Source organism: Clostridioides sp. ZZV15-6383 (genome assembly GCF_020657735.1).
GTDB classification, from domain to species: domain Bacteria; phylum Bacillota; class Clostridia; order Peptostreptococcales; family Peptostreptococcaceae; genus Clostridioides; species Clostridioides difficile_D.
In genome coordinates, this window is sequence record NZ_JAGWCV010000009.1 from 1 (window position 1) to 26,060 (window position 26,060).

The window sequence follows — 26,060 nt, forward strand, 5'->3', positions numbered from 1 at the left end:
GGTATTATACAATCTATGTCCCGAAGGGGCAACTGCTGGGATAATGCTCCTATAGAAAGTTTTTTCAGTCATTTTAAATCTGAATTAATATATTTAATTGATACTACAGATCCAAAGGAAATGATTAATCTAATAAATGATTATATTTATTTTTATAATAATGAAAGAATACAATTAAAAAACGGAATGAGTCCGATTGAATATCGAACTCATTCCGCGTAAAGATAGCCTTTTTTAAGTCTGTCTACTTGACAGGGACATATCCAATTTTGAGACAGTCTCTTTTATGTAATTGTTATGAAACTTTGCACAGTTCAATAGATAGGAACTATATTTAGAAGTTCATTACATGATTTTTTAAATAATGATTAAATTTATCATATTCCATTTTAGATAATCTTTCTGGATAAGACATTACAACTAGTTGATGACCATTAAATTTCTCTTGGTATGGTGGATAAATATGTTTATAATCATTTGCCTTATATTTTACTCTCTCATAGAATTCCTTGCGGCGAGTTGAAAGCTCATCAATGGGAGGGTCAATTTCTAAAATAATAGTTTTTCCTCTCTTATTTAGAAGTTCCAATGTTTTTTGTCCATATCTATTATTACGCATTTCTGGAAAAATACAGAAATGTTCTACATAAATAAAGCTTTCTACTTCCCAACATAGAATTATACCAACAAACTGGTTTTTATCATAAATTAAATTGAATTGATATTCTTTATTTTCCATAATTTCTGCTTGCAAAGAAGATTTTCTTTGTTCATGAAATGGAAAACTAGTTTTATATAATTCCATAGCCTTATAGTATAATCTATCTTTACTAGTTCTTAACCGTTCAAATTTCATTTTGTTCCTCCTAATTACAAAAAATTCCGATTTATCTATGAGTTTATTTTATCACAGTCAGCATTTGTATACAATGTGTTTTCAGTTGTATATCATTTCTCAATTTTATTCTATTTATGTCCATATCTCATAGGCCGAAATATAATTGTTTGTGGTGTAACTTCAAACTATTATATAGGCTCTGATGATTTAAAAACAGCATACTTGTAGACTTTTTTACTGTATGGAAATAATTTTAATGATTTTAGAAGTTACAAAAAAGTTACATAAATTTGGAAAGTTATAATATACATATATAATATAAGATTAAAACTAGAATGAATAATATTAATTTAACATTTGAACATGGAGGAAGATTATTATGGAGAAAAGAGAAAAGAGGATAATAATATCATCTTTATTAAGTGTATCAATTTTAATGGGTTTAGTAAGTGTATATTCTATATTAAATAAGGAAGATATAAGTTTAACAGTTAAAGGTCAAGAGCAAAAAGTATCTTCATTTAAAAAAACAGTTGAGGAACTTTTGGATGAACAGGGTGTGAAGTATAATTCTGAAGATAAAATTAATCCAAGTTTAGATACAGAGTTAAAAGATAATATAAAAATAAAAGTTGTTAAAGTAACTAAAAGTAAAAAAGAAGAGTTTGAAAAAATTCCGTTTGATACAAAACATGTAAATGATAGTAATTTGTTGAAAGGAAAATCTAAAGTCTATCAAGAAGGTCAAGATGGAGAAAAAAAACTAGTCTATAATTTAACTTACCATGATGGAAAGTTAGTCAAAAAAGTCTTATCAAAAGAAGTAATATCTAAAGAGCCAACTGCAAAAATTATAAAATATGGAACTAAAGAAAAGGTACTAATTGCATCAAGAGGAGCAAATATAAGAGGTGGAAAACATATGAAGGTAGTTGCAACTGCATATGCAGGTGATACAATAACATCGACTGGAACAACTCCAAGATGGGGTGTTATTGCGGTTGACCCAAGTGTAATACCATATGGAACAAAGGTATATATACCTAAGTTGGGCATGACTTTTGTGGCAGAAGATTGTGGAGGTGCAATTAAAGGTAATAGAATAGATATTTTTATGAATAGTGAAGGAAAAGCCTCAAATTGGGGAAGGAAAAGCATAGATATATATCTACATTAAATTAGTGAATAGAATAACTTTACTTGAAAGATAAAAAAGTATAAAATATGAATTAACTAAACTGTTAGATTATTCTTGAAACATAAAAATATATCTAAGGGGGGATAAGATGAAAATAGTCTGTTTAGGAGACAGTTTAACATATGGATTTGGAGTATCACGAAGTAATTCATGGACAAACATTGTAAATAAAGAGACTCGATTAGAAATAGTAAATAAGGGTATAAATGGTGATACAACAAGTGGTATGTTAGTTAGATTTAATGAAGATGTTGTAAAAAACTCTCCTGATATAGTTTTTATAATGGGTGGTACCAACGATTTTATTGCTGGAGCAGGAAATGAAGTTATTAATTCTAATATAATGGCTATGGTACATCAAGCATATTCAAAAAATATTATACCTATAATAGGAATACCATTAAAACCAGATATTCCAAGTGTTAGAGAAGATTGGAGTTGTTTTACTGATTTTAATATAGTATCCCCAAAATTAGAATCATATAGCCATTGGTTAAAAAAGTTTTGTTTGACATTTAATACTAATTTTGTAGATTTTTATTCAGAATATAATAAAAATATGGAACTAGAAGGATATAAAAAATTGTATTTTGATGGATTGCATCCAACCAAGGAAGGTCATAGAATAATGGCAGATATTTTTATTAATTCAATTAATAAGTATATAGAAGAGTTATAGTTGTATCAAAATGCTTGTTTATACAGTTGTAATAAATACATAAGATAGGGAGGGTTTTATTATGGATTATACTAAAACATATGAAGAGTGGATAAAGAGTTCATATTTTGATGAAGATACAAAACTAGAGTTGGAGAAAATAAAAAATAATGAAAAAGAGATAGAGGATAGGTTCTATAAGGATTTAGAGTTTGGGACTGCTGGTCTTAGAGGAATAATTGAAGCAGGAACGAATAGAATAAATAAATACACAGTTAGAAGGGCTACTTTTGGGTTAGCAAACTATATATTAGAAAATACTACAGAAGAAGAAAAAACTAGAGGTGTAGTAATAGCTCATGACAATAGACACAAGTCTAGAGAATTCTGTATAGAGTCTGCAAACACTTTGGCAGCATGTGGTATAAAAGCATATATATTTGATAGTTTGAGAACTACTCCAGAATTATCTTTTGCTGTTAGAAACCTAAATGCAATAGCGGGTATAGTCATAACAGCAAGTCATAATCCTCCAGAATATAATGGATATAAGGTATATTGGGAAGATGGAGCACAAGTTATGCCAGAGATTGCAAATGCAATAACAGACAAAGTAAATAGTATACACGATTATAGTATAATACCAACTTTGAGTGAAGCTAATAAAAATTTAGTAGTTTTGTTGGACGAATCACAAGATACTAAATTTATAGAAGCAGTAAAAAGTCAAATTATAAGAAAAGATTTAGTTAAAAGTGTAGGTAAAAGCTTTAAGATAGTTTATACACCTCTTTGTGGAACAGGTAATATTCCAATAAGAAGAGCATTAAAAGAAGTGGGGTTTGAAAATATAATTGTAGTTCCAGAAGAAGAAAATCCAGACCCAAATTTTGCAGGCCTTGATTATCCAAACCCAGAAGAGAAAAAAGCTTTAAATAGAGGTATATTACTTGCAAAAGAAAAAGGAGCAGACCTCGTAATAGCAACTGACCCGGATTGTGATAGAGTAGGTGTAGCAGTAAAAACTACTACAGGAGAGTATGCTTTACTTACAGGAAATCAAATTGGTGGTATGTTGACACATTATATAATAGAAGGCTTAAAAGAAAATAATAAATTAAAAGAAAATGCTACAATGATAAAAACTATAGTTACATCAGAATTTGGAGCAGATATAGCTAAAGCGAATAATGTTGATGTGTTAAATGTTCTTACAGGTTTTAAATTTATTGGTGAAAAAATAAAATTATTTGAACAAAATAAAAACAGAAGTTATGTATTTGGATATGAAGAAAGTTATGGTTATTTAGTTGGTACTCATGCAAGAGATAAAGATGGTGTAGTTTCTTCATTATTGATATCCGAAATGGCAGCATTTTACTATTCAAAAGGTATGAGTTTATATGAAGGTTTAATAGAACTTTATAAAAAATATGGATTTTTTAAAGAACAGACTATATCTTTGACTTTAAAAGGTATAGAAGGTGTAGAAAAGATAAAAGAAATAATATCTTACTTTAGAGAAAATCAAATTGATTATATAAATAATGTTAAAGTAGTTGATAAAAAAGATTATAAAAATGGTATAGAGAATCTTCCTAAATCTGATGTTTTAAAATACTTTTTGGAAGATGAATCTTGGGTAGCTATAAGACCATCTGGAACAGAGCCAAAACTTAAATTTTACATAGCTGTAAAAGGAACCAGTGATATTGAAGCGGATAAAAAGCTTCAAGGTTTAAAAGAATATATAGATGCCATGGTTGAAAAATTAAAATAAAACATTATTATTTTATAAGATAATTTTATGATAATATTTGTTTAGCTGAAAATTATAATTTACTTTCATTGAGTAGAATATGGAAATGTTAGTAGAATTATTATTTTCAGCTTTTATTTGTGTTACTTTTACTTAAATAATTATATTATGGTAGAAATCTGAGTATAATTAATATTATATAGTGAAATTAATTTGAGAGAAAAGGGGATATTTATGTTTGGTATAGATAAAAAATTGATTGAGTATATAATTGCAAAATCTAATTACAGTGAATTAAGTTCAAAGTCAGCAGAAGTATCTTTCTTCTTAATGTTGTCTATATTTCCTTTTTTGATATTTACAATAAGTTCTATAGCGTATATACCAATTCTTCATTTAAATAAATATATAGCTTTGTTTAGAAATATGATGCCAGAAGGAGCTTTTGCTGTATTATCTTCAATCATAGTTTCTGCAATAGACAATAGAAACCTAAAATTTTTAGCTATTAGTTTTGTACTTACTATGTGGACATTTTCAAGAGCAGTAAAAGCTCTTATTAAAGGGATGAATAGAGCGTATAAAGTTAAGGAAACTAGGTCTTTTTTTAAAATTCTATCTATATCATTTTTATTTACAATAATGCTTTTGGTACTTATTTTTTTATCTATGATATTTCTAGTTTATGGAGAAAAAATAGGTTATTTTATTTTTAACCTTATAGGATTGGATGAAATATTCATAAAAATATGGGATATTCTAAGATACACTGTAGGTATAATAACAATAATAGTGATATTTACATTATTATATAAATATACTCCAAATAAAAAATTGACTATTAAAGAATCTGCGCCAGGTGCCATCTTTGCTACTTTTGCTTGGTTTTTAGTATCATTTTTATATTCTTATTATACAAATTACTATGCTAATTATGAAGTAATCTACGGAAGTATAGCTGAAATAATTGTACTTATGACATGGATGTATTTTAGTAGTTGGTCTATTGTTATTGGCTATGAGGTAAATTCAAGACTGTATTTTAGAAAGATAAGAAATGAAATGCTAAAGTAAAACATTAAAATAAAAGATAGTATTTAATATTATAAATGTGATTGAATTAATGAAAAAAATATTGACATTTAAGTTAAAAAGTCTAGAATTTTCTGGGCTTTTTTTATTTTTAATGCAACTTGACAAATTTTATTTTATGAGATAATTTTAATTTATAATCATCTTTGAAAAGATGACTATTGATAAGTAAGAGATGAAATTGGTAGAAGCATCAAAAAATGTACTAAATAAAAATTATAGTCCTAATGAGTTAATGTCTGTATTTTCAAATAATGCAGTGTTTAGTCATGTGTTTTTATATGCGCCTGTATTCCTAATTATCAATATATTAGAATAAGATACTGTAATTAGATTTAGAAAAAAGCGACATAAATAATTATAAACAAATAATAAATTACATAAAATTAAATTTATTCACAAGTATATCTTATAAAATATGTTATAATTAATAGAAAATTGTCATATAATTACAATGAAATTGCCGAAAAGCCTCCTTCTTTAGATGTGGGGATGAAAGGCAAGGTCTTAATATAAATAAAAGTCAGAATAATACTTTCAACCTAACATTATGAATGATAGATTATGTGTAGGAGGTGTTAGTTTTTATGTATAAATCTAACGGAAATATAACATATGATTGTAAATATCATATAATATTTTGTCCTAAGTATCGTAAACCTGTTTTAGTTGGCGAAGTAAAAAATATGTTAAAAGAGATAATGCCATATAAAGCAGATGAACTTGGAGCAGAAATAATAGAAATGGAAATAAACAAAGACCATGTGCATTTATTAATATTATGTGACCCACAGTTTGGAATACATAAAGTAGTAAAAGGTTTAAAAGGTTTTAGTTCAAGAATATTAAGGGAAAATTTCCAACATTTAAAGTCTAGTATGCCTAGTATGTGGACTAATAGTTATTTCGTAGGAACTGTTGGCACTGTAAGTTTAGAAGTGGTTAAACAATACATAAACAATCAACCATTTAGGAGTAAGAAAAAATGATAAAAAGTCATAGAGTAAAATTAAACCTAACTAGAACACAATTTGAATTAGTAAGAGAAAAACAAATGGAGAGTGCTAATTGTTGGAATCATACGGTTATCTAAAGAATACTATTTTGAACATAGACAATGGATAAAAAAGAATGATATACAAAAGATAATCAAAGGTAAATACAATCTAAACTATACAAGCAATATCAGATAAATTTGATGCTAATAGAAAGACTATTTCACAGTTAAGAAAGAAAGGTAATACCAAGGCAAAGTATCCATATAAAACCAAGAAATTTTATATAATACCATTCAAAGCTAGTGAATATCAATGCTAAAGGTAACTTAAAGTTATCAATGTCAAAAGGTAGATATTTAGAGTTAGATTTTAATATTGAAAATATAAAGACTGCTGAAATAGTATGGAGAAACGGATATTATTTGTATTATACATTTGATGATGGAATCATTAATCAAACACTGAAAGGTAACAACATCGTAGGTGTAGACTTAGGAGAAATACATTCTATAGCGAGTATAACTAATGAAGGTATTGGACTTGTAATATCTAATAGAGAAGGTAGAAGTATTAAGCAATTTAGAAATAAGTTATATATCTAAAAGATTAAGTAGATGTAAAAAAGGTAGTAGACAATATAAGAGATTATGGAAATTAAAAAATACTATTAGAACTAAAACAGATAACCAATTAATAAACTTATACCACCAAACAACGAGAAAGTTTATAGATTTTTGTGTAGAGTAACAAGTATGTGAAATAGTTTTAGGAGATATAAAAGGAATTGAGAAAAATACAAAAAAGATTAAATAGAATTAATAGACAAAAAATATCTCAAATGGAGTATGGTCGTATTAAAGACTATATTAAATATAAAGCTAAAGAGCAAGGTATTGAAGTTAAGCTAGTTAAAGAAAACTACACATCTCAAACTTGCCCAAAGTGTTCTAAAAAACACAAACCAACTGGTAGAACTTATAGTTGTACTTGTGGTTATAAAACTCATAGAGATATAGTTGGTGCATGGAATATTCTAAATAAAAAACATAAATATGATTTAGTTGATTTTAGTATAAACCATAAGCAACCAATTAATTTAAAAGTATCTACCATATAAGGTAGTAGTGGCGAAGACACCGTCCAAGTAGCTTGGTTTTGTAACCACCTATGATTCTATCGTTTAGATAGTATTAAGTCGTTAGCCACCAAGAATCCCCTTGCTTTAGCTATGGGGAGTGTGTCAATTAAGGAGTATTATTATAAATAACATTGAGAGGTAGTGGTTAGAATATGGATACCCATAATAAATATGTAAATTTTATAAAAAATATACCTGTACCTTTTTTATATTGTAGAATTATAAAGAGACAAGAAGATATAGAATATCGAGTAGAATATATAAGTAAAGGTATGGGCAAAATATTAAAATTAGAAGAAGGTATTTGTGATAAAAATATATTAGATGTATTGCCTGTATTTAAGTCTAAAAAATATTTTAATGAGTTGTTCTCAGATGATGTGGATTGTATAAAAAGATACATTCCGACACTTAAAAATTGGATAAACATAAAAAAACAGATAATAGGGGATTCATACATAATTTTGTATTTTGGTAAAATTGTATTTGATTATAGACAGATAATCGATTCTCTTGATAAAAAAGAAAAAGTAGCCTATATTAAAGATGAAGAAGGCATATATATAGATTGTAGTGAAAATTTAATATCAATATTAAATAATAATATTAAGACAACAAAAGACATATTTGGTAAAAATGATATAGAAGTATGGGGAGAGAATACTGGAAAATTATTTAGAGATGATTATATAGAAGGAGTATCCAGTAAAAAAAGATTTTTACAAAACTTATTTGAATATGAAGAAACTTTCTTTATGGTTGAAAAATATTTTTTGTATGATGAAGATGAACTTTTAGGTACTATAGGAATAATAGATAATATAATATACAGTGGATACAGTAATAAAAATTATAATTCAAAAGACTTAATGAAGATGATAGAGCACTCAATTCCAGAGAATATGTTTTATAAAGACGTGTATGGAAATTACATTGGATTTAATTCAGGTTTTTTGAATTTAGCCTGTATGAATAAAGAAGAATTATTAGGAAAGAATAGTTATAAAATATCAACAGAAGACTTTTTAATAGATAAGATATTTGAAAGTGATAAGAGTGTAGTTGAAAATAAAAAAGCAGTTACATTTGAATTAAATATAAATATGAATGAGGAAAACAAGTGTATTGAGATTACAAAAAGACCATTTTTTGATAGTTATGGAAGTGTCATTGGAATAATTGGAACAGCAAGGGACATAAGTAGAAGAAAAAAACTAGAAGAGGAAATAGATAAAACTAGAATGGAATTTTTCGCAAATTTATATCATGAACTTAGAACCCCACTAAATTTAATATCTTCTTCATTACAAGTGATAGAAAAAAAAGAAGCTGACTTAATAGAATCAAATGATACTTTAAAAAGAAATCTAGGTATAATAAAACAGAATGGAAATAGAATACTAAGGTTAGTAAATAATTTTATAGACTTTACAAAAATGCAGTCAGGATATTTAGATTTCATACCAGAAGAATCTGATATAATTGCATTTATAGAAGATATATGTATGTCTGTAGCTGACTTTGCAAGTCAAAATAATATACAGCTTACATTTGATACAGAAATAGAAGAATTTTCAATGTTGTTTGATTCAGAGAAATTGGAAAGAATAATATTAAATTTACTTTCGAATGGAATTAAGTACAATAAGAAAGATGGAGAAATAAATATATTTTTATATGTGAAAGATAATGTATTTAATATGAAAATATCCGACAGTGGTATAGGTATACCAAAAGAAAAAATAGATAAAATATTTAATAGGTTTGAACAAATTGACAATGAACTTTCTTACAGGGTTAAAGGCAGTGGAATTGGACTTTCACTAGTGAAATCTTTGGTTGAGTTGCATGAGGGTAGTATATCTTTAAAAAGTCAACTTGGTATTGGAAGTGAATTTATTGTTTCATTACCTGTTAGAAGTAAAAATAATATTGAAAAATACAATTATAAAAAAGAAATCAGTAATGAGTTAAGTAAAAAATTAGAAATAGAATTTTCGGATTTATAGTTTAAATATGAAAAATAAAATTTAAAAAAGTATTGACAATTGATTTGGAAGGGTTTAAAATGAAGTACAACATAATAAATAAAAAAGCGATGAATAGGAAGAGTAAATCTAATTCGATTACCAGAGAGAAGAGTCCATAGGCTGAAAGACTTTTTAAATTAGAGGGATTGAAAACTACCTAGGAGCTACTTTCTGAAGTTATCTATACTAATAGATTTTAGTAAGAATAGTCGTTAACTGCGTTAAAGTATTAAGTGAATTTTCATAATAGATGAAAATTAAATTAGGTGGAACCGCGGGAATAATACTCTCGTCCTTATGTCATAAGGATGAGAGTTTTTTGTTATTTAAAAATATAAATAGTAATTATAAAAAATATAAAAGCGATGAATAGGAAGAGTAAATTTAATTCGACTATCAGAGAGGAAAGTTCACAGGCTGAAAGACTTTCTAAGTTTGAGAAATTGAAAACTACCTAGGAGCTGTGGTCTGAAGTTACTTTAAAAGGTTTTAGTAAGACTAACCGTTAACTGCGTTAAAGTGTAAAGTGGATTTTATCACTAAATGATAAAATCAAATTGGGTGGAACCGCGAGTATAGACTCGTCCCTTTATATAGGGATGAGTCTATTTTTATTGCAATAAAAGATTGAAAATAAAAAAAAATCGGAAAATTATAAATTTAGGAGGAAAATAATATGGAAAATAAAGTAAAAATTGGAGTACTAGGATATGGGATTGTAGGAAGTGGACTTATAGATATAATAGATAATAATAAAGAAAAAAGAAATATAGAAATAGTTGGAATCTTAGTTAATAATTTAGAAAAACATAAGGGGAAAAAATATTCTAATATAATAACTAATAATATAGATGATATATTTGATAAAGATATAGATATACTTGTTGAAGTCATGGGTGGTTTAGAACCAACATTATCTTATATTAAAAAAGCGTTAAGTAATAAAATTCATGTTGTTACAGCAAATAAAGATTTGTTAGCTGAATGTGGAGATGAGCTTGCAAAATTAGCAAGTGAAAATAAAGTAAGTATAAAATTTGAAGCTTCAGTTGCTGGAGGTATACCAGTATTAAAACCAATAATAGAATCACTAGAAGGAAATAACATAGATAGTATAAATGCTATTTTAAATGGAACTACTAACTTCATATTATCTAAAATGTATGATGAGAATTTATCTTATGATATGGCATTAAGACAAGCTCAAGAATTAGGTTTTGCTGAAGCAAATCCAGAATCAGATGTATTAGGGTATGATGCTGCTAGAAAACTATCAATATTATCAACTCTAGCTTATGACAATAGAGTCTATTGGAAAGATGTGTATTTAGAAGGAATTACAGACATAGATGAAAAAGATATCGAATATGCAAAAAAATTAAATTGTAAGATAAAATTAATTGGTCAAAGTAAGTATGAAAATCATAAAGTAAGTGCTTTTGTTAGACCTGTCTTAGTAGAAAAAGATAATATACTTGCTAGAATAGACAATGAGTTTAATGCTGTCATAGTGAATGGAGATTCAGTAGGAGAAGTTTCTTTTGTAGGTAAGGGAGCTGGAAGTTTAGCAACAGGAAGTGCAGTTTACTCAGATGTTATAGATATAATAGATAATAGAGTTTCAAGTATAGACTCTTTTACTAAAGATAAAATACAAGTTAACAAAATAGTTAGAGAAAAGTGTGGAGCACTTCTTAGATTTAAAAAATGTAATAAAGATGAAATTTTAAATATAGTTGAGAACTGTTTGGTAAATTACGATATTTTAAATGATGATGATGAACTTGCTATTATGGTTTATGCTGACTCTGAATATGAAATAAATAACAGTTTATGCCTAATAAAGGATAAAGGATATTGCGAAAAAATGAATAAAATGTTGAAAATAAGTTAAAAAAGAAAAAATATAAGTTTATATGTAACATATTTTGACGATTTTAATACTATATAGTATGAGATGAAACAAAACATCTCATAAAAAAATTAAAATTAAAGGGAGAGATATGTTATATGGAAAATAAAAAATATGCAAATGGTGGTTATTCAGAAGATTGGTATGAAAGAGGAGAATCTACAGCTAAATGGTTCCAAAATGATGGAGAAGAATATGAAAGAGTAGCATACGATGAAGATAGAGAAAGAAGAGGTTCAAACTGTGGATGTTCAAATTCAGAAGATAATAGACCTAGAAATTGTGAAAGATTTAGAAGAGAAGCTGAAATAAGAGAAAGAGAAGCAAGAGAAGCATTCTGTGAATCTTCAGAAAGAAAAAAAGAAGCATTAGCATATGAATGTGAAGCTAGAAAATTATGGGAACAAGCAGAGAAATACTGGGATGAATACTCAAAGTACAACTATCAAGGAATCGAATATTTAGCAGAAGCTGCTAGATTATTTGATGAAGGTATGGAATGTGAAGCTAGAAGAAATGGAAATAATGGAGGAAACAATAATAATTGTTGCCATAAATGCCATAAATCTAATTGTAACTGCTGTAGAAAATAAAAAAATTCATTGACAAATCAATAGTTAAAATATATCATATTATGTATAATAAAGAGAAAATTTAGAAAAAAATAATGATTAGAAGAAATATAAGTATAGTTATTAGACAAATAGTGCTCAGTTAGTGAGGTGAGTACAATATGATTAAACTCCCATCCTCTAGCTTTTAATAGAGGGTGGGAGTTTTTATTTATTGATGTATCTTAAATGATGATAATATTGTAAAACTAGGAGGTAAAAAATGAAGAGTATTAAAGCATCAAGCGTAAAAGAAAAGGTAGATGAAAAGATATTAAGAGAGCAAGTAAGTTCTATAATAGAAGATATAAGAAGTAATAAGGATATTGCACTTAAAAAATATAATGAGAAATTTGATAGAAATACAAGATGTGAATTTAGAATTACTAAAGAAGAAATAAGGGAAGCTTATAAGCATGTAGATGACGAATTTATAAATAACTTGAAGATTGCTGCTGAAAATATAAGGAAATTTGCTAAGGCTCAAAAAGTAAGTTTTGAAAATTCTTTTGAAAAAGAAATTTATCCAGGTGTAATCCTAGGTCAAACTAATATTCCAATAGAGTCATGTCTTGCATATGTTCCAGGGGGTCAGTATCCACTGTTTTCAACAGCTCTTATGCTTATAATACCTGCAAAAGTCGCAGGAGTAAAAAGAATTGTGGCATGTTCACCAACTATGAAAAATACTGAAGACATAAATCCTAAAACATTGGTAGCTATGGATATAGCAGGGGCTGATGAAATATATGCAACTGGGGGAGTTCAAGCTATAGCAGCATTTACATATGGGACAGAAAAGATTAATCCAGTTGATATAATCGTAGGACCAGGAAATAAGTTTGTGACTGAAGCTAAAAGACAATGTTATGGTCAAGTAGGAATTGATTTTGTAGCTGGTCCAAGTGAAGTTCTTATAATAGCTGATGAAACTTCAAATCCAGTTTATATTGCAGCCGATTTATTAGCACAGTGTGAACATGATTTAAATGCAAGAGGTATATTATTAACAAATAGTTTAGAAATAGCACAGGAAGTTGAAAAAAATATAGAAATTATGTTAAAAGATTTGCCAACAAAGGATATAGCATATAGTTCATGGGAAAATAATGGAGAGATAATACTGGTTGATGATATGGAGGAAGCCATTAAAATAAGTAATTTTTATGCACCAGAACATTTAGAAGTTGCAGTAAAGAAGTATGATGAAATTTGTGATAGATTAATTAACTATGGCTCTCTATTTATTGGAAACCTTTCTGCTGAAGTATTTGGAGATTATGTTTCAGGTACTAATCATACATTACCAACACTCAAAGCATCAAGATATACGGGTGGCGTTTGGGTTGGAACTTTTATAAAAACTTGTACAAAGCAGATATTTAATGAAAAAGCTATAGAATCATTAGCACCTGTAGCTGAAAAGCTCGCAAAAGAAGAAGGATTATATGCACATGCAAAGGCTGCTGAGGTTAGATTTAAAAAATAGTAGAAAATTCTGTTTCTATCAATCGAGATTGCGTATTAGAGAAGGATAAGAAAAACGCCGCCAACCTGAATAAACACTATATTTTGCAGGTCGTCGGCGTTTTTTATATCTGGACAATAGAGAAATTTGATTTAAGTTTTTTTGAAAATTTATTGACAAATCTAAGTTGCAAATATTATACTAAACTTAATAAATAAAGTTTATAAAGTAAGGTGTTGTTTATGAAAAATATAGTTGGAAAACCACAAACGATAAAAAAAGTAAATGAGGATTTAATAAAAAATATTATAAAAAATGAAGGTCCTATAACAAAACCAGAAATTTCAAGTATTACTGAATTGAGTTTAGCCACAGTTAATAAGATTGTAGAGCAATTAGCTTTAAAAAATGAAGTTAAAGTAAGTGGACTAAGTGAATCTACTGGAGGAAGAAGAGCTCAATTATTTGAAATAAATGCAAACTTAGAACACATAATAGCTTTATATTATTATAGAAATAGTTGTATAGGGGTAGTTGCCAATTTACTAGGTGAAATAATTTATCAAGAAGAATTTAATATAAGAATGGATACGTATGAAAACGTTAACCAAGATACTTTTTTTGTTATAGATACTTTAATCAAAAAGGAAAGGGGAAACAATATAAGAGCTATTGGGATTGGTGTACCAGGCGTTGTAAAAAAAGGTATAGTTAAAAATATACCAACTATAAAAAGTTGGGAAGGTATAAATTTGGAAAATTTAATAAAGAGTAAATACAATACTAAAGTATTTATAGAAAATGATACAAATATTACTACTATCGGGATTTATCAAAAACAGTATAAAGACATATATAAAAATATGGCTCTTATGTATCTAGAAGATGGGATTGGCTCAGGTATAGTTATAAATGGTGAATTATATTTAGGTTCTACAAATTTTGCTGGAGAATTAAGTTATTTAAATATGGAGTTTGGTAAATATAACTCCAATAACTTAAATCTTGAAGATTATATTATGAGTTTAAGAAAAATATATTTAGAAAGTAAAGATAAGAAATTTAAGAAAGAAATTTTATCTATAATATCAAATTTTATAAGGACTATTATATGTGTCTTAAATCCACAAGCGATGATTATACAATGTAGCATATTAACTAAGATTGACATGGAATTTATAGAAAAAGATATAAGTAATAGTGTTGGAGAAGAAAATTTTCCTAAATTAATAAAAGTAGAGTCATTGAGAGAAGGAAGTATAAATGGAGTAATTAGTATGTGTTTAAAAGAAACTGACTATCAATATTCCTTATCTAATAAAAAAGGAGGATATTAATGTGAAACATTTGATTTCAATAGATGGAGGAGGAACAAAAACTAAATTTTGTGTAAGTGATTTAGATGGAAACATACTTAAAGAACATACCACTGGTTCAACTAATTACAAGTCAGTTGGAATTCAAAAAACATATGAAAATATTAATAATGGATTTAAAAAATTATTAAAAGATTTACATATCGATTACGACGATATTGAGTATACTGTATTTGGTATATCTGGTTGTGATTCTCCTAATGATTATAAGATTATAATGGATGAAATATTAAAAATTGGGATTAACAAAGAAAAAATATATCTAGTAAATGATGCAGTTTTAGCTTTTTATGCACAAACTGATGCTCCTGGTCTAGTAATTGTGGCTGGTACAGGTTCAATTATATTAGGAATTAAAGGAGATGGGGAAATATATAGAGTTGGTGGATGGGGATATAATTTTAGTGATTTGGGTTCTGGATATGATATAGGAAGAAAATTATTAAAGAAGGTTTTACTTTATTGTGATGGATGTCATGAATATAGTGATTTATTTAATTGTGTTTTGGATTTCTTTGGAGCAAATAGTTTTGAGCAACTTACATATATAATTACTGAGATAAACAATAATGTTGAAATAGCAAACTTAGCTTCATTAGTGATTGATTGTGCCAAACAAGGTGACAAATTGGCTATTGAAATATTAAGAGAGTCATCAACTGAACTGTCTAAATTAGCTCAAGTAATATTGAGTAAAATATCTAATTCAATGAAAAGGGATAAAAGCAAAATAAATATAGTTTTGTCTGGTGGTACGTTAAATAAAACTATATATGCTCAAATGTTAATGAATAATTTAAAAACAGAAAATATAGATAAAAATTTAAAATTTATACCTCAAGAAAAACAGCCTGTATATGGAGGTATAAGACTTGCTATGGCATTAGCTAATAGGAGGGTCAAGCATGGATAGAAAAAAAGTAATAGTACAGATTTTTACTGGAGGTTTTAAAACTAAAGAAATAAAATTCAATGATATAAAGTGTAAGCTACTAGAATTACTGGACTGTATTGATATAGAAAAGGTTATCATGGGATGGAATGTAGATGAAGAATTATATGTAGGAACTAAAAAACTATTAAATAAATATAATGTTGAATTATATCTTTGGTTACCATGTTTTTCAGAAATAGGACTACTTGAAAAAAGTAATTTACTAGTCGATTATACGGGAAAGGAAGTCAAGGGCTATACTTTACAAGAAGATGAAAATTTTGAATTTTATTGCCCAAATAATAAGAAGAATATAGAAAATATAAAGAAAGTATATAGTACTTATTTTAGTGAAATTAAGTTTGATGGAATTTTTTTAGATAAAATAAGGTATGGCTCTTTTTCAAATAAACTAAATGGTGTTTTTAATTGTTTTTGTGAAGATTGTTTAAATATATATGAAGAAAATAATATTGATAAAAAGTCGTTAATGATAGAGATGAATAATGTGTCTAATGGAGTTCTAGATAATGAAGATACTCCATTTGGTATAACAGAATACATTAATGGAAAATACAAATTTAAAAATAAAATATGGGAAGATTTTTTTGAAATAAAAAATCAAAATATATACAAGGCATTATTAGAAATAAGTAGTTATTTTAAAAATAAAGGATTGAAAATAGGTATAGATACATTTTCACCTTTTATTTCTTACTTTGCAGGTCAAGATCTAGAAAAATTACAAGAAGTAGCAGATTTTATAAAACCAATGATGTATAGAATTACAAAAGCTCCAGCTGGTTTACCATTTGAATTTGAAAGGCTGATTGATGAATCCATACATAAAAATAAAGAGATTGCAAAAAGAAATTTCTTAGATATTTTAGGAATTAGAGAGTATGAAGGAGATATATATCCTATAAAATTTGTACTAGAGGAAATCGATTTTATGACAAAAAATCTTAATAGAGAGATATATGTAGGAATTGAAATAAATAAAAAAGAAATTATAGCTCCTGTTACACCTAAATACATAAGTGAAAATCTTTCAAACATAAATAAAACAGCAGTAAAAGGATATGTTTTATCTTGGGATTTGTTATCAGCACCAAAAGAAAATATTGATGAAATTATAAAATGGTTTTGGAATTAGTGAGGTGATATGGTGAGTAAAATATTGGAAATGCAGCAAATATATAAAAGTTTTGGAAAGGTGGATGTTTTAAAGGGGATAAATTTTGAGTTAGAAAAGGGTGAAGTAAGGGCTCTTTTGGGAGCTAATGGAGCAGGGAAATCTACACTTATTAAAATTTTAGGAGGAGTTCATTCTCAAACTAAAGGTAAAGTAATTTTAAATGAGAATGAAATAATGTTTAAAAATCCACATCATTCTAAAGAAAATGGGATTAGTATAATTTATCAAGAATTAAGTTTGATACCAACACTTACAGTACTTGAAAATATTTTTCTTGGTAGGGAAACTTTAAAAGGAATTGTGTTTTTAAATAAGAAAGATATGTTTGAAGAATATATGAAAATTTGTGAAGACTTTGATTTTAATATAGACCCACATACAGTAGTTTCTAATTTAAGTGTAGCAAATCAGCAAATGGTTGAGATAATGAAAGCTGTTTCATGTAATTCTGAAATTATCATAATGGATGAACCAACAACATCACTTACTAATAATGAAAAAGATGGGCTATTTAAAATAATAAACAGATTAAAGTCTAAAGGTAAAACAGTAGTTTATATTTCCCATATATTGGAGGAAGTTTTAAAAATATGTAATAGCGCAAGTATAATGAAAAATGGAACTATGGTTGGAACTTATGATGTAGGGGATTTAACTAAATTAAAAATAACTCAACTTATGACAGGAAATGATAATCACAAACTTATTGAGAAGAAGGATTATACATTTGCAAAGTATGAAGAAAGTCCAGTACTAGAAGTAAAGAATATAAGTTGGTCTAACAAAATAAAAAATGTTTCATTTAAAGTTTATAGGGGAGAAGTTGTAGGTCTTGCAGGTCTTGTAGGTTCGAGAAGAACTGAAATTATAAATTTGATATTTGGGATAGATAATAAAGATAGTGGAGACATTTTTATCAACGGTAAAAAAGTAGACATAACTTCTCCTAAAGTTGCTATAAAAAATAAAATAGGACTGATTCCTGAAGATAGAAAAAATTTAGGACTAATTTTAGAACAAGCTATATATACGAATTCAGCATCAGTACAAATTGATAAGTTCAAGAAATTCTTGTTTATAGATAGAAAGAGAGAAATTGAGTTTTCACAAAAAGGTGTTAAGGAATTAGGAATAAAAGTTAGCGATGTAAAGCAAGAAGTAAAAGCGCTTAGTGGCGGAAATCAACAAAAAGTAGTAGTTTCTAAATGGTTAGAGAAAGATTTAGATTTAATAATATATGATGAGCCGACAAAAGGAATAGATATTGCTGCAAAAGAAGATATTTTCAATAAAATCAAAGAATTTTCAAGTAAAGGAATAGGAGTAATATTTATATCTTCTGATTTAGAAGAAGTAATAAGAGTAAGTGATAGAATTTTAGTAATTAGAGAAGGTTCTATTGGAGATGATTTAAAAAATGAGAATATAAAGGTTCAAGACATAATGAACAGTATATTTAATGTATAAAAAATGAAAATGGAGGACTGAGATGAAGAAAGCTTTTGAGAAATTAAATTTAAGAGATTATGGAGTATTACTAGGTTTTTTGGCTTTATGTATAGCTATAAGTATTGCAACTCCATCATTTTTAGGTAAACAAAATATACTTAATCTTTTACGACAATCTTCTATAATTGGAATAATTTCAGCCGGTATGACTTTTGTTATAATATCTGGAAACTTTGATATATCTGTTGGAGCAGTAGCAGCTCTTGCAGGTGCTATAACAATGAAATTTGCAACTGGTGGAACTAATTTGTTTGCATCCATGTTCTTAGGTATAACGATTTGTGCAGTAATAGGATTAATCAATGGTATAGTAGTTGCAAAGATAAACGTACCATCACTAATAGCCACTATGGCTATGGTCACTATTGTAAGAGGATTACTGTTGATGCTTACAGGCGGGTATCCAATTACTGAAAATATACCAATACTTGATTACATTGGAAATGGACATTTGTTTAATATACCAATACCAGTATTAATTTTCTTTCTGGTGGTGTTAGCTTCGTTTATTGTACTTAACAAAACTAAATTTGGTAGATACGTTTATTCTGTAGGAGGGAATCAAGAGGCAAGTAAGCTTAATGGTATAAATGTAGATTCTCATAAAATAAAAGTATTTATTATTAATGCTGTGCTTGCAGGAATAGCTGGAATCGTACTAACTGGAAGACTTGGAACTGCAACTGCGATTGCAGGTGAAGGATATGATATGGATGCAATTGCATCTGTAGTAATAGGAGGTACATCAGTGGCAGGAGGCTCTGGATCTGTACTTAAAACTGTTATAGGAGTGTTACTTATGAGTGTTATAAACAACAGCTTTAATCTTCTTGGAATAGATGTATATTTCCAGTACATATTTAAAGGGTTAATAATTTTAGCAGCAGTTGGATTTGATTCTTATAGCAAGAAAAAGCTTGCTGCAAGATAAAAAAAGAGGGGGAATTTTTTATGAAAAAATTAATGAAACATTTAACATTACTGTTATCGCTTGTTATGATATTCAGCTTAGTTGGATGCTCAAATGATGGTAGCAAAGGAAAAGAGGGAGAAAAGAAAATAGCAGTATTATTGCCAGGTTCAACAGGTTACTTTGTAGCAACTAAACAAGGTATAGATGCAAAATCTAAAGAATTAGGTGTAAGTGTAGAATATGCAGATGCTCAATGGGATGCTAGTAAACAATTATCACAAGCTGAAGATTTTATGGCTAAAGGGGTAGACATGATTGCATTATGTGGAGTTGATTCTGCTGTAAGTGAGAGAATAGTTAAAGCTGCTAATGATTCAGATGTTCCTATAATAGCATTTACAAATTCTATAGGAAGTAACCCAACTGGAGAATTTAAAGGTTTAGTTACATATATAGGACAAAATGAGGAAGAGACAGGAGCATTAACAGGTAAAATTGCTAAAAACTTATTAGGAGAAACTGGTGGAAAGGCTGTATCAATAGAAGGTGTTCCAGGAACTACTCCACAAGTATTAAGAAAAAAAGGACTTGAAAAAGAACTAAAAGATAGTAATATAAAAATAGTTTATAATCAAACTTCAAATTGGGAGAAAGAGCAAGCTTTAAAAGTAACAGAAGACTTAATTCAAAAGAAAACTGATTTTAATGTTATAATATGCCAAGATGATAACTCTGCTACAGGTGCAGGACAAGCTTTAAAAGATGCTGGTCTTAAAGATAAAGTTAAAGTTATAGGTTTGGGTGGAAGTAAAGATGGATTAAAAGCTATAACTGATGGGTTAATAGATGGTACAACTTATATGTCTGCTGTGGAAGAAGGTGGATTAGTCATAGAAAAGGCATCTAAATTCCTTAAAGGTGAAAAAGTGGAACCTGTTACACAAATTAAACAAGTTGAAGTTAATAAGGATAATATTTCAGAGTTCAAGGGTGAATGGTAAGTATCATAGATAATAAATAAAATTTTCAGAGTTACTTTATATAGTTTCTAAAGTAACTCTTTTTTAAATTTAACTTAGTGATAAATTATTGGATAGTATTTCTAAACAAATAAAAAATTAATATAAACAAAGATTTAATTATACTAAATTATAAGTAAAATTAATATAAACTTTTGTAAAAAAGGAAAACGTCTAAGGTATTGAAAATACTGTGATATGGGTGATGAACTAAAAAAACATAAAAAAATATAAAAAAATGTTGAAAAAAATATAAAAATTTTGTATAATTAAAGATTTGAAAAGTGCGGTATACAAAGCCAATTCTTTTGTATATAATATATATAAATTAAGAAAAAGGAAGGGATATGTATGGCCAGGCGGTTATTTTTAGAAAGGATTGGACTTATATTTTTAGGTTCAGCAATATTAGCATTTGGAGTTTACAATTTTTATTATTTAAACAACATAACAGAAGGTGGAGTGTTAGGTATTTTACTACTGTTAAAAAATTTATTCAATATACAACCAGCAATAGCAAATGTTGTAATAGATGGTTTACTACTTTTAGTAGGATATAAATTTTTCGGTAAAAAATTCCTTATATATTCAATAGTAGCTTCTATAACTTTTTCAGTGTTATACGACTTATTTGAGGCTATAGGACCTCTGGTACCACAATCAGAAAACATGCTTTTATCAACTATTTTGGCAGGTGTAACTGTTGGAACAGGTGTAGGTATAGTAGTAAAAGCAGGTTGTGCATCAGGAGGAGACGATGCTTTAGCATTAGTAATTTCTAAGACTACATCTTTGAACATAGGGCAAGTTTATTTAGCAACAGATGTTATTGTATTGTTGTTATCATTATTTTATCTATCAGCTTTTGACATCTTTTACTCTTTGATTGCTGTTACAATTAGTGGCAAAGTAATTGATTTTATTTATTATCATGGTAAAAGTTTGGATATGGATATAAGTAATGATATAGTTCCAGAATGTTAATATAAATTAAATAACTTTAGATTTTATTAGAGGTGGCAAATTTGCCACTTTTTTTGTCTAAATATTTATAGAAAGTATAATCCCATATAGATTTTTACAAATCTTAAATATAGAATTATGTTGGAATGACTAGGAATACGATTGCCAGATGGCATTTTAAAAACTCAATTTTATATTTATGAAATACTAATCATTAATAGATGTTTCTTAATCCTATCTTTATACCTAAAATGATAAGATAAATGAAGTAGCAATATAAAACTAAAATTTGTAAAAGAAATTAAAGTAAATGGAGGAATTAAAATGTTGGATATAGTTATGATAGCATTGTTATTCATAGGATTTGTTTCCATGAAGTTGCTTGCTGACTGGTGTGGGAAACAAACTGAAAAAAATAATGTAATGTATGGAGGGATTACCTATGTGGTTTCTGGCAGTTGTAATCATAATGTTAATAATATATTTGGTGTATGCGCTTATTAATCCTGAAAAATTTTAAACATTGTAAGGCTAATAAGTAAGTTGAATTGGGGGGAACAATTTTTATGGTGCAGATAGTAATAGTGTTAGCGATTTTTATGGTTTTAGTAATACCTATGGGCAAGTACTTATATCATATAGCTACTAATCAAAAAACATTTGGAGATAGAATAGTTGATAAAGTGGACAATTGTATATATAAAGTATGTAGTATTGATAAGAAAAAAGAAATGAACTGGAAACAGTATGCTTTAGCTTTATTATTTACAAATGCAGCTATGGTGTTTATAGGATATATCATACTTAGAACTCAAAGTATGCATATTTTTAATTCAGGTGGAATTAAAGGTATGGAGCAAGGTTTATCATTTAATACAATAATAAGTTTTATGACAAATACAAACCTTCAACATTACTCAGGTGAATCAGGACTTTCATACCTTAGTCAGATGACAGTTATAATATACATGATGTTTACATCAGCAGCAACAGGATATGCAGCTGCTATGGCATTTGTAAGAGGTTTGGTTGGTAAAAAGAAAACATTGGGAAATTTTTATGTAGATTTAATTAGGATAACAACAAGAGTACTTTTACCAGGAGCTTTAATTGTTGGGATTATACTAGTTACACAAGGAGTACCACAAACTTTTGCTGGAACAGAACAGGTACAGTTAATAATATGCATGACACCTTAACTCCTTTAGGAGGATTAGTACCACTGTTAAATATGATGCTAAATGTAGTATTTGGTGGTAAAGGTGTAGGTCTTATGAGTATGTTAATGTACGCTATAATAGCAGTTTTTCTATGTGGATTAATGGTAGGAAGAACACCAGAATTTTTAACTAAGAAAATTGAAGGAAAAGAAATGAAGCTTATTGCTTTACTTATTATATTACATCCACTTTTGATACTAATGTTCTCTGGTCTTTCAGTAGCAGTACCAGCAGGGCTTGAAGGAATTTCAAATCCTGGATTCCACGGATTATCACAAGTATTATATGAATTTGCATCTTTAGCAGCCAATAATGGTTCAGGATTTGAAGGTCTAGGAGATAATACTATGTTTTGGAATATAACAACAGGCATAGTTATGTTCTTTGGAAGATATGTATCTATTATAATACTACTTGCAATATCAAGTTTATTGGCATCTAAAAAATCTGTAAATGAAAGTATAGGAACGCTTAGAACGGATAATTTTACATTTACAATAATTTTAGTGCTTGTTGTTTTAATTGTTGGTGCTTTAACATTTTTCCCAGCCTTTGATTTTGGATAAGACAGGTACTATTACTTATGGTAATAGACTTGCATCAGAATTTATAGCAGTTGGAAATGCAGATACAAAAGACTTAATAAATTATTCTGTTATGTGCTCATTAAAAGATGATACTCCAGAAGGAAAGTCAATAGTTGATTTAGGTATGAAGTTAAGCTCAACAGGTAAAACAAAAGAGGCAGAGGAAACTGAATTCGTAGAATTTTCTGCACAGACTAGAATGAGTGGGATTAACTTAGATGATGGTACAGCTATAAGAAAAGGTGCTTATGATAGTATAGTAAAACGAGTAAAAGAATCTGGTGGACTGATACCAGAGGACTTAGAAGAAAATGTAAGCAGAGTAGCCAATTTATGAGGAACACCTCTAGTAGTATGTGTAGATAATGATATATATGGAATTATCTACTTAAAGGATACAGTAAAATTAGGACTAGTAGAAAGATTTGCTAGACTTCGTGAGATAGGAATAAAAACAATAATGTGTACAGGAGATAATCCTTTAACAGCAGCCACAATTGCAAGAGAAGCTGGAGTAGATGGGTTTATTGCGGAATGTAAGCCAGAAGATAAAATAGATGCTATTAAGAAAGAACAATCTGAAGGTAAAATAGTTGCAATGATAGGTGATGGAACTAATGATGTTCCTGCACTTGCTCAGGCAGATGTAGGTCTTGCTATGAATAGTGGAACAACATCTGCAAAAGAAGCAGCAAACATGGTGGATTTAGATTCAGACCCAACTAAGATATTGGAAGTTGTTGAAATAGGAAAACAGCTTTTAATAACTCGTGGTGCTTTGACAACATTTAGTATAGCAAATGATGTTGCGAAATATTTTGCGATTATACCAGCTATATTTACTCTTGCAATACCTCAAATGGAGATACTAAACATAATGAAACTTTCTACATCATTTAGTGCGATATTATCAGCTTTAATATTTAATGCTATAATCATCCCATGTTTGATACCTCGTGCAATGAAAGGAGTAAAATATAGACCTATGAAATCACAAGCTATGTTAATGAGAAATATGCTTATATTTGGTCTTGGTGGAGTCATAGTACCATTTTTAGGAATAAAATTAATTGATTTATTAATTACACCTTTAGTAATGGTTCTTAATTTAGGTTAATAAATGGAGGGTATGAAAATGAAAACATTAAAGCCAGCGTTGCTTGTAAGTATTGTGTTGTTAGTTGTTTGTGGACTTGTATATCCACTTGTTTTAACAGGTATAAGCTAGGTTGCATTTAAAGATAAAGCTAATGGAAGTATGATAGAAGTAAATGGTGTAAAAGTAGGTTCAGAACTTGACCCTAATATAAGTCCAGCATCTGCAAAAATTCAGATACCTGCTATAGCAAAAGCATCAGGAATATCAGAAAGTAAATTACAAAAAATTGTAGATGATAATACTTCGAAAAAACTTTTTGGAGTTTTAGGTGAAGATAGGGTTAATGTGCTAAAGATTAATGTAGAGGTCGCAAAAATATTAGGTCTTATATAGTATTTTGTAGAATTTTAGTAATAAAATATTGTGCAGGATTTAATCTAAAGGTTAAAGTTTAAAGAGTGAAAATCGATAATGATTTTCACTCTTTTATTTGAATATTACTAATATTTGGAATAAAGCGATTGTATGTATAAAATCCAAAAAAAGGTTGCATTATCAAAATGATAATACTATAATATATTTATCGTTATCAATTTGATAATAGATTTGGACATATAGGAGGAAGTAGTATGTTATATAATAACGCATTAGAGTTGATAGGAAACACACCTATAGTAAGGTTGAATAATTTAGGCTGTACTAACGGGTGTTCTAACATATATGTAAAATTAGAAAAAGTAAATCCAGCAGGAAGCATAAAAGATAGAGCCGTTTATGAAATGTTAGAGGGATTAGAAAAAAGAGGCGAATTGAAAAAGGGAGATGTATTAGTAGAAGCAACTAGTGGAAACACTGGTATTGCATTATCTATGATAGGAAAATTAAAAGGATATGAAGTAGTAATCGTAATGCCTGAAACTATGAGTGTTGAAAGACGAGACTTAATGAAGGCTTATGGAGCAAATTTGGTACTTACAGATGGTAAAGCTGGAATGGCAGGTTCCATAGAAAAAGCAAATGAGCTTTTAAAAGAAAATCCAAACTATAAAAGCTTAAAACAATTTGAAAATAGAGATAATCCAAACGCACATTATAAAACAACAGCAGTTGAAATTATGAATGATGTTAAAGATTTAGATATATTTGTATGTGGAGTTGGAACAGGTGGTACTTTAATAGGAACTGCGAGATATTTAAAAGAACAAAATCCAAACATAAGAGTAATTGCACTTGAGCCTAAAAAATCTCCAGCTATATCAGAAAACAAGACTGGACCTCATAAAATACAAGGAATAGGTGCTAACTTTGTTCCTGAAAATTATGATTCTAGTGTAGTTGATGAAGTAATACTAGTAGATGATGAAGATGCTTTTGATACAGTTAAATTACTTGCAGCAAAAGAGGGAATTTTAGTAGGTATCTCTTCTGGAGCAAATATATTTGGTGCTATGGAAATGGCAAAAAAATATCCAGGTAAAAAGATAGTAACAGTAGCTCCAGATGGAGTAGATAAGTATATGTCAATGGGAATATTTTAATA

Annotated in this window: 26 protein-coding genes, 1 pseudogene and 2 other annotated features; of the genes and pseudogenes, 26 read left to right on the forward strand and 1 reads right to left on the reverse strand. The window is 28.2% G+C overall.

All coding sequences use genetic code 11. From position 1 onward, the window contains the following. A partial coding sequence (locus tag KGF42_RS05230) for an IS3 family transposase (protein ID WP_227825920.1) occupies nt 1-222 on the forward strand: 222 nt, incomplete at its 5' end. A 112-nt stretch (nt 223-334) separates the two neighbouring features. On the opposite strand, the gene KGF42_RS05235 is transcribed toward KGF42_RS05230, so the two are convergent. Then, nucleotides 335-856, reverse strand: a complete 522-nt coding sequence (locus KGF42_RS05235) for a GNAT family N-acetyltransferase (RefSeq protein WP_227825921.1) — start codon at nt 854-856, stop codon at nt 335-337. A gap of 361 nt (nt 857-1,217) precedes the next feature. Here KGF42_RS05235 and KGF42_RS05240 point away from each other — a divergent pair, with 361 nt between their 5' ends. From KGF42_RS05240 to cysK, 25 genes and pseudogenes are all read left to right on the forward strand, one after another. Beyond that, nucleotides 1,218-2,015, forward strand: coding sequence for a 3D domain-containing protein (locus tag KGF42_RS05240; RefSeq protein WP_054273578.1), 798 nt, complete (start codon nt 1,218-1,220; stop codon nt 2,013-2,015). A 109-nt stretch (nt 2,016-2,124) separates the two neighbouring features. Beyond that, nucleotides 2,125-2,715, forward strand: coding sequence for an SGNH/GDSL hydrolase family protein (locus KGF42_RS05245; protein ID WP_227825922.1), 591 nt, complete (start codon nt 2,125-2,127; stop codon nt 2,713-2,715). 61 nt (nt 2,716-2,776) lie between these two features. Next, on the forward strand, nt 2,777-4,474 hold the full coding sequence (locus KGF42_RS05250) for a phospho-sugar mutase (RefSeq protein WP_227825923.1): 1,698 nt from the start codon (nt 2,777-2,779) through the stop codon (nt 4,472-4,474). Between the two features lie 213 nt (nt 4,475-4,687). Beyond that, nucleotides 4,688-5,527 (forward strand): YihY/virulence factor BrkB family protein, encoded by an 840-nt coding sequence (locus tag KGF42_RS05255; protein ID WP_107595532.1) that lies wholly within the window; start codon nt 4,688-4,690, stop codon nt 5,525-5,527. 193 nt (nt 5,528-5,720) lie between these two features. Next, nucleotides 5,721-5,864, forward strand: coding sequence for a hypothetical protein (locus KGF42_RS05260; protein WP_207655646.1), 144 nt, complete (start codon nt 5,721-5,723; stop codon nt 5,862-5,864). A 268-nt stretch (nt 5,865-6,132) separates the two neighbouring features. After that, the gene (tnpA, locus tag KGF42_RS05265; RefSeq protein WP_107595548.1) at nt 6,133-6,534 is read left to right on the forward strand and encodes an IS200/IS605 family transposase; all 402 of its coding nucleotides are present in this window, start codon (nt 6,133-6,135) and stop codon (nt 6,532-6,534) included. Nucleotides 6,535-6,845: 311 nt separating this feature from the next. Continuing rightward, complete coding sequence (locus KGF42_RS05270) at nt 6,846-7,145, forward strand: hypothetical protein (RefSeq protein ID WP_227825924.1); 300 nt, start codon at nt 6,846-6,848, stop codon at nt 7,143-7,145. A 182-nt stretch (nt 7,146-7,327) separates the two neighbouring features. Next, nucleotides 7,328-7,660 carry a transposase gene (locus tag KGF42_RS05275; protein ID WP_227825925.1) on the forward strand — a complete coding sequence of 111 codons (333 nt, stop codon included), beginning with the start codon at nt 7,328-7,330 and terminating at the stop codon, nt 7,658-7,660. A 173-nt stretch (nt 7,661-7,833) separates the two neighbouring features. Beyond that, nucleotides 7,834-9,690, forward strand: a complete 1,857-nt coding sequence (locus tag KGF42_RS05280) for an ATP-binding protein (RefSeq protein WP_227821860.1) — start codon at nt 7,834-7,836, stop codon at nt 9,688-9,690. Nucleotides 9,691-9,770: 80 nt separating this feature from the next. After that, nucleotides 9,771-10,011 (forward strand) — a binding site (T-box leader). A 56-nt stretch (nt 10,012-10,067) separates the two neighbouring features. Continuing rightward, nucleotides 10,068-10,303 (forward strand) — a binding site (T-box leader). A gap of 84 nt (nt 10,304-10,387) precedes the next feature. Further along, complete coding sequence (locus KGF42_RS05285) at nt 10,388-11,605, forward strand: homoserine dehydrogenase (RefSeq protein ID WP_054273584.1); 1,218 nt, start codon at nt 10,388-10,390, stop codon at nt 11,603-11,605. A gap of 116 nt (nt 11,606-11,721) precedes the next feature. Further along, nucleotides 11,722-12,216 carry an exosporium morphogenetic protein CdeM gene (gene cdeM / locus KGF42_RS05290; RefSeq protein WP_227821859.1) on the forward strand — a complete coding sequence of 165 codons (495 nt, stop codon included), beginning with the start codon at nt 11,722-11,724 and terminating at the stop codon, nt 12,214-12,216. A 241-nt stretch (nt 12,217-12,457) separates the two neighbouring features. Next, nucleotides 12,458-13,723, forward strand: a complete 1,266-nt coding sequence (gene hisD / locus KGF42_RS05295; protein WP_227821858.1) for a histidinol dehydrogenase — start codon at nt 12,458-12,460, stop codon at nt 13,721-13,723. 221 nt (nt 13,724-13,944) lie between these two features. Further along, a complete protein-coding gene (locus KGF42_RS05300; RefSeq protein WP_227821857.1) occupies nt 13,945-15,039 on the forward strand; it encodes an ROK family protein in 1,095 nt (364 codons plus the stop codon). Nucleotide 15,040: 1 nt separating this feature from the next. Continuing rightward, entirely contained in the window at nt 15,041-15,991 is a 951-nt protein-coding gene (locus tag KGF42_RS05305; RefSeq protein ID WP_227821856.1) for a BadF/BadG/BcrA/BcrD ATPase family protein, read from the forward strand. Continuing rightward, nucleotides 15,984-17,168: a hypothetical protein gene (locus tag KGF42_RS05310; protein WP_227821855.1), complete on the forward strand. Its 1,185-nt coding sequence runs from the start codon at nt 15,984-15,986 to the stop codon at nt 17,166-17,168. Before KGF42_RS05305 ends, KGF42_RS05310 begins: the two co-directional genes overlap by 8 nt. Nucleotides 17,169-17,177: 9 nt before the next feature. Beyond that, nucleotides 17,178-18,677: a sugar ABC transporter ATP-binding protein gene (locus KGF42_RS05315; protein WP_227825926.1), complete on the forward strand. Its 1,500-nt coding sequence runs from the start codon at nt 17,178-17,180 to the stop codon at nt 18,675-18,677. A 22-nt stretch (nt 18,678-18,699) separates the two neighbouring features. Beyond that, nucleotides 18,700-19,650, forward strand: coding sequence for an ABC transporter permease (locus KGF42_RS05320; protein ID WP_107595539.1), 951 nt, complete (start codon nt 18,700-18,702; stop codon nt 19,648-19,650). A gap of 20 nt (nt 19,651-19,670) precedes the next feature. Further along, the gene (locus tag KGF42_RS05325; protein WP_054273594.1) at nt 19,671-20,633 is read left to right on the forward strand and encodes a sugar ABC transporter substrate-binding protein; all 963 of its coding nucleotides are present in this window, start codon (nt 19,671-19,673) and stop codon (nt 20,631-20,633) included. 369 nt (nt 20,634-21,002) lie between these two features. Next, nucleotides 21,003-21,635, forward strand: coding sequence for a YitT family protein (locus KGF42_RS05330; RefSeq protein ID WP_054273595.1), 633 nt, complete (start codon nt 21,003-21,005; stop codon nt 21,633-21,635). Nucleotides 21,636-22,083: 448 nt separating this feature from the next. Beyond that, entirely contained in the window at nt 22,084-22,134 is a 51-nt protein-coding gene (kdpF, locus tag KGF42_RS20410; protein WP_353671629.1) for a K(+)-transporting ATPase subunit F, read from the forward strand. Nucleotides 22,135-22,180: 46 nt separating this feature from the next. Further along, complete coding sequence (locus KGF42_RS20415) at nt 22,181-22,813, forward strand: potassium-transporting ATPase subunit KdpA (RefSeq protein WP_413926992.1); 633 nt, start codon at nt 22,181-22,183, stop codon at nt 22,811-22,813. Beyond that, entirely contained in the window at nt 22,798-23,400 is a 603-nt protein-coding gene (locus tag KGF42_RS20420) for a potassium-transporting ATPase subunit KdpA (RefSeq protein ID WP_413926993.1), read from the forward strand. The genes KGF42_RS20415 and KGF42_RS20420 overlap by 16 nt, the downstream gene beginning before the upstream one ends. After that, nucleotides 23,387-24,538, forward strand: a pseudogene (kdpB, locus tag KGF42_RS05345) (potassium-transporting ATPase subunit KdpB); the annotation flags it as partial. The gene KGF42_RS20420 and the pseudogene kdpB, both read left to right, overlap by 14 nt. Nucleotides 24,539-24,679: 141 nt before the next feature. Continuing rightward, nucleotides 24,680-24,913 carry a potassium-transporting ATPase subunit C gene (locus KGF42_RS05350; RefSeq protein ID WP_413926994.1) on the forward strand — a complete coding sequence of 78 codons (234 nt, stop codon included), beginning with the start codon at nt 24,680-24,682 and terminating at the stop codon, nt 24,911-24,913. Between the two features lie 236 nt (nt 24,914-25,149). Next, nucleotides 25,150-26,058 carry a cysteine synthase A gene (gene cysK / locus KGF42_RS05355; protein WP_227825927.1) on the forward strand — a complete coding sequence of 303 codons (909 nt, stop codon included), beginning with the start codon at nt 25,150-25,152 and terminating at the stop codon, nt 26,056-26,058. Nucleotides 26,059-26,060 lie beyond the last annotated feature (2 nt).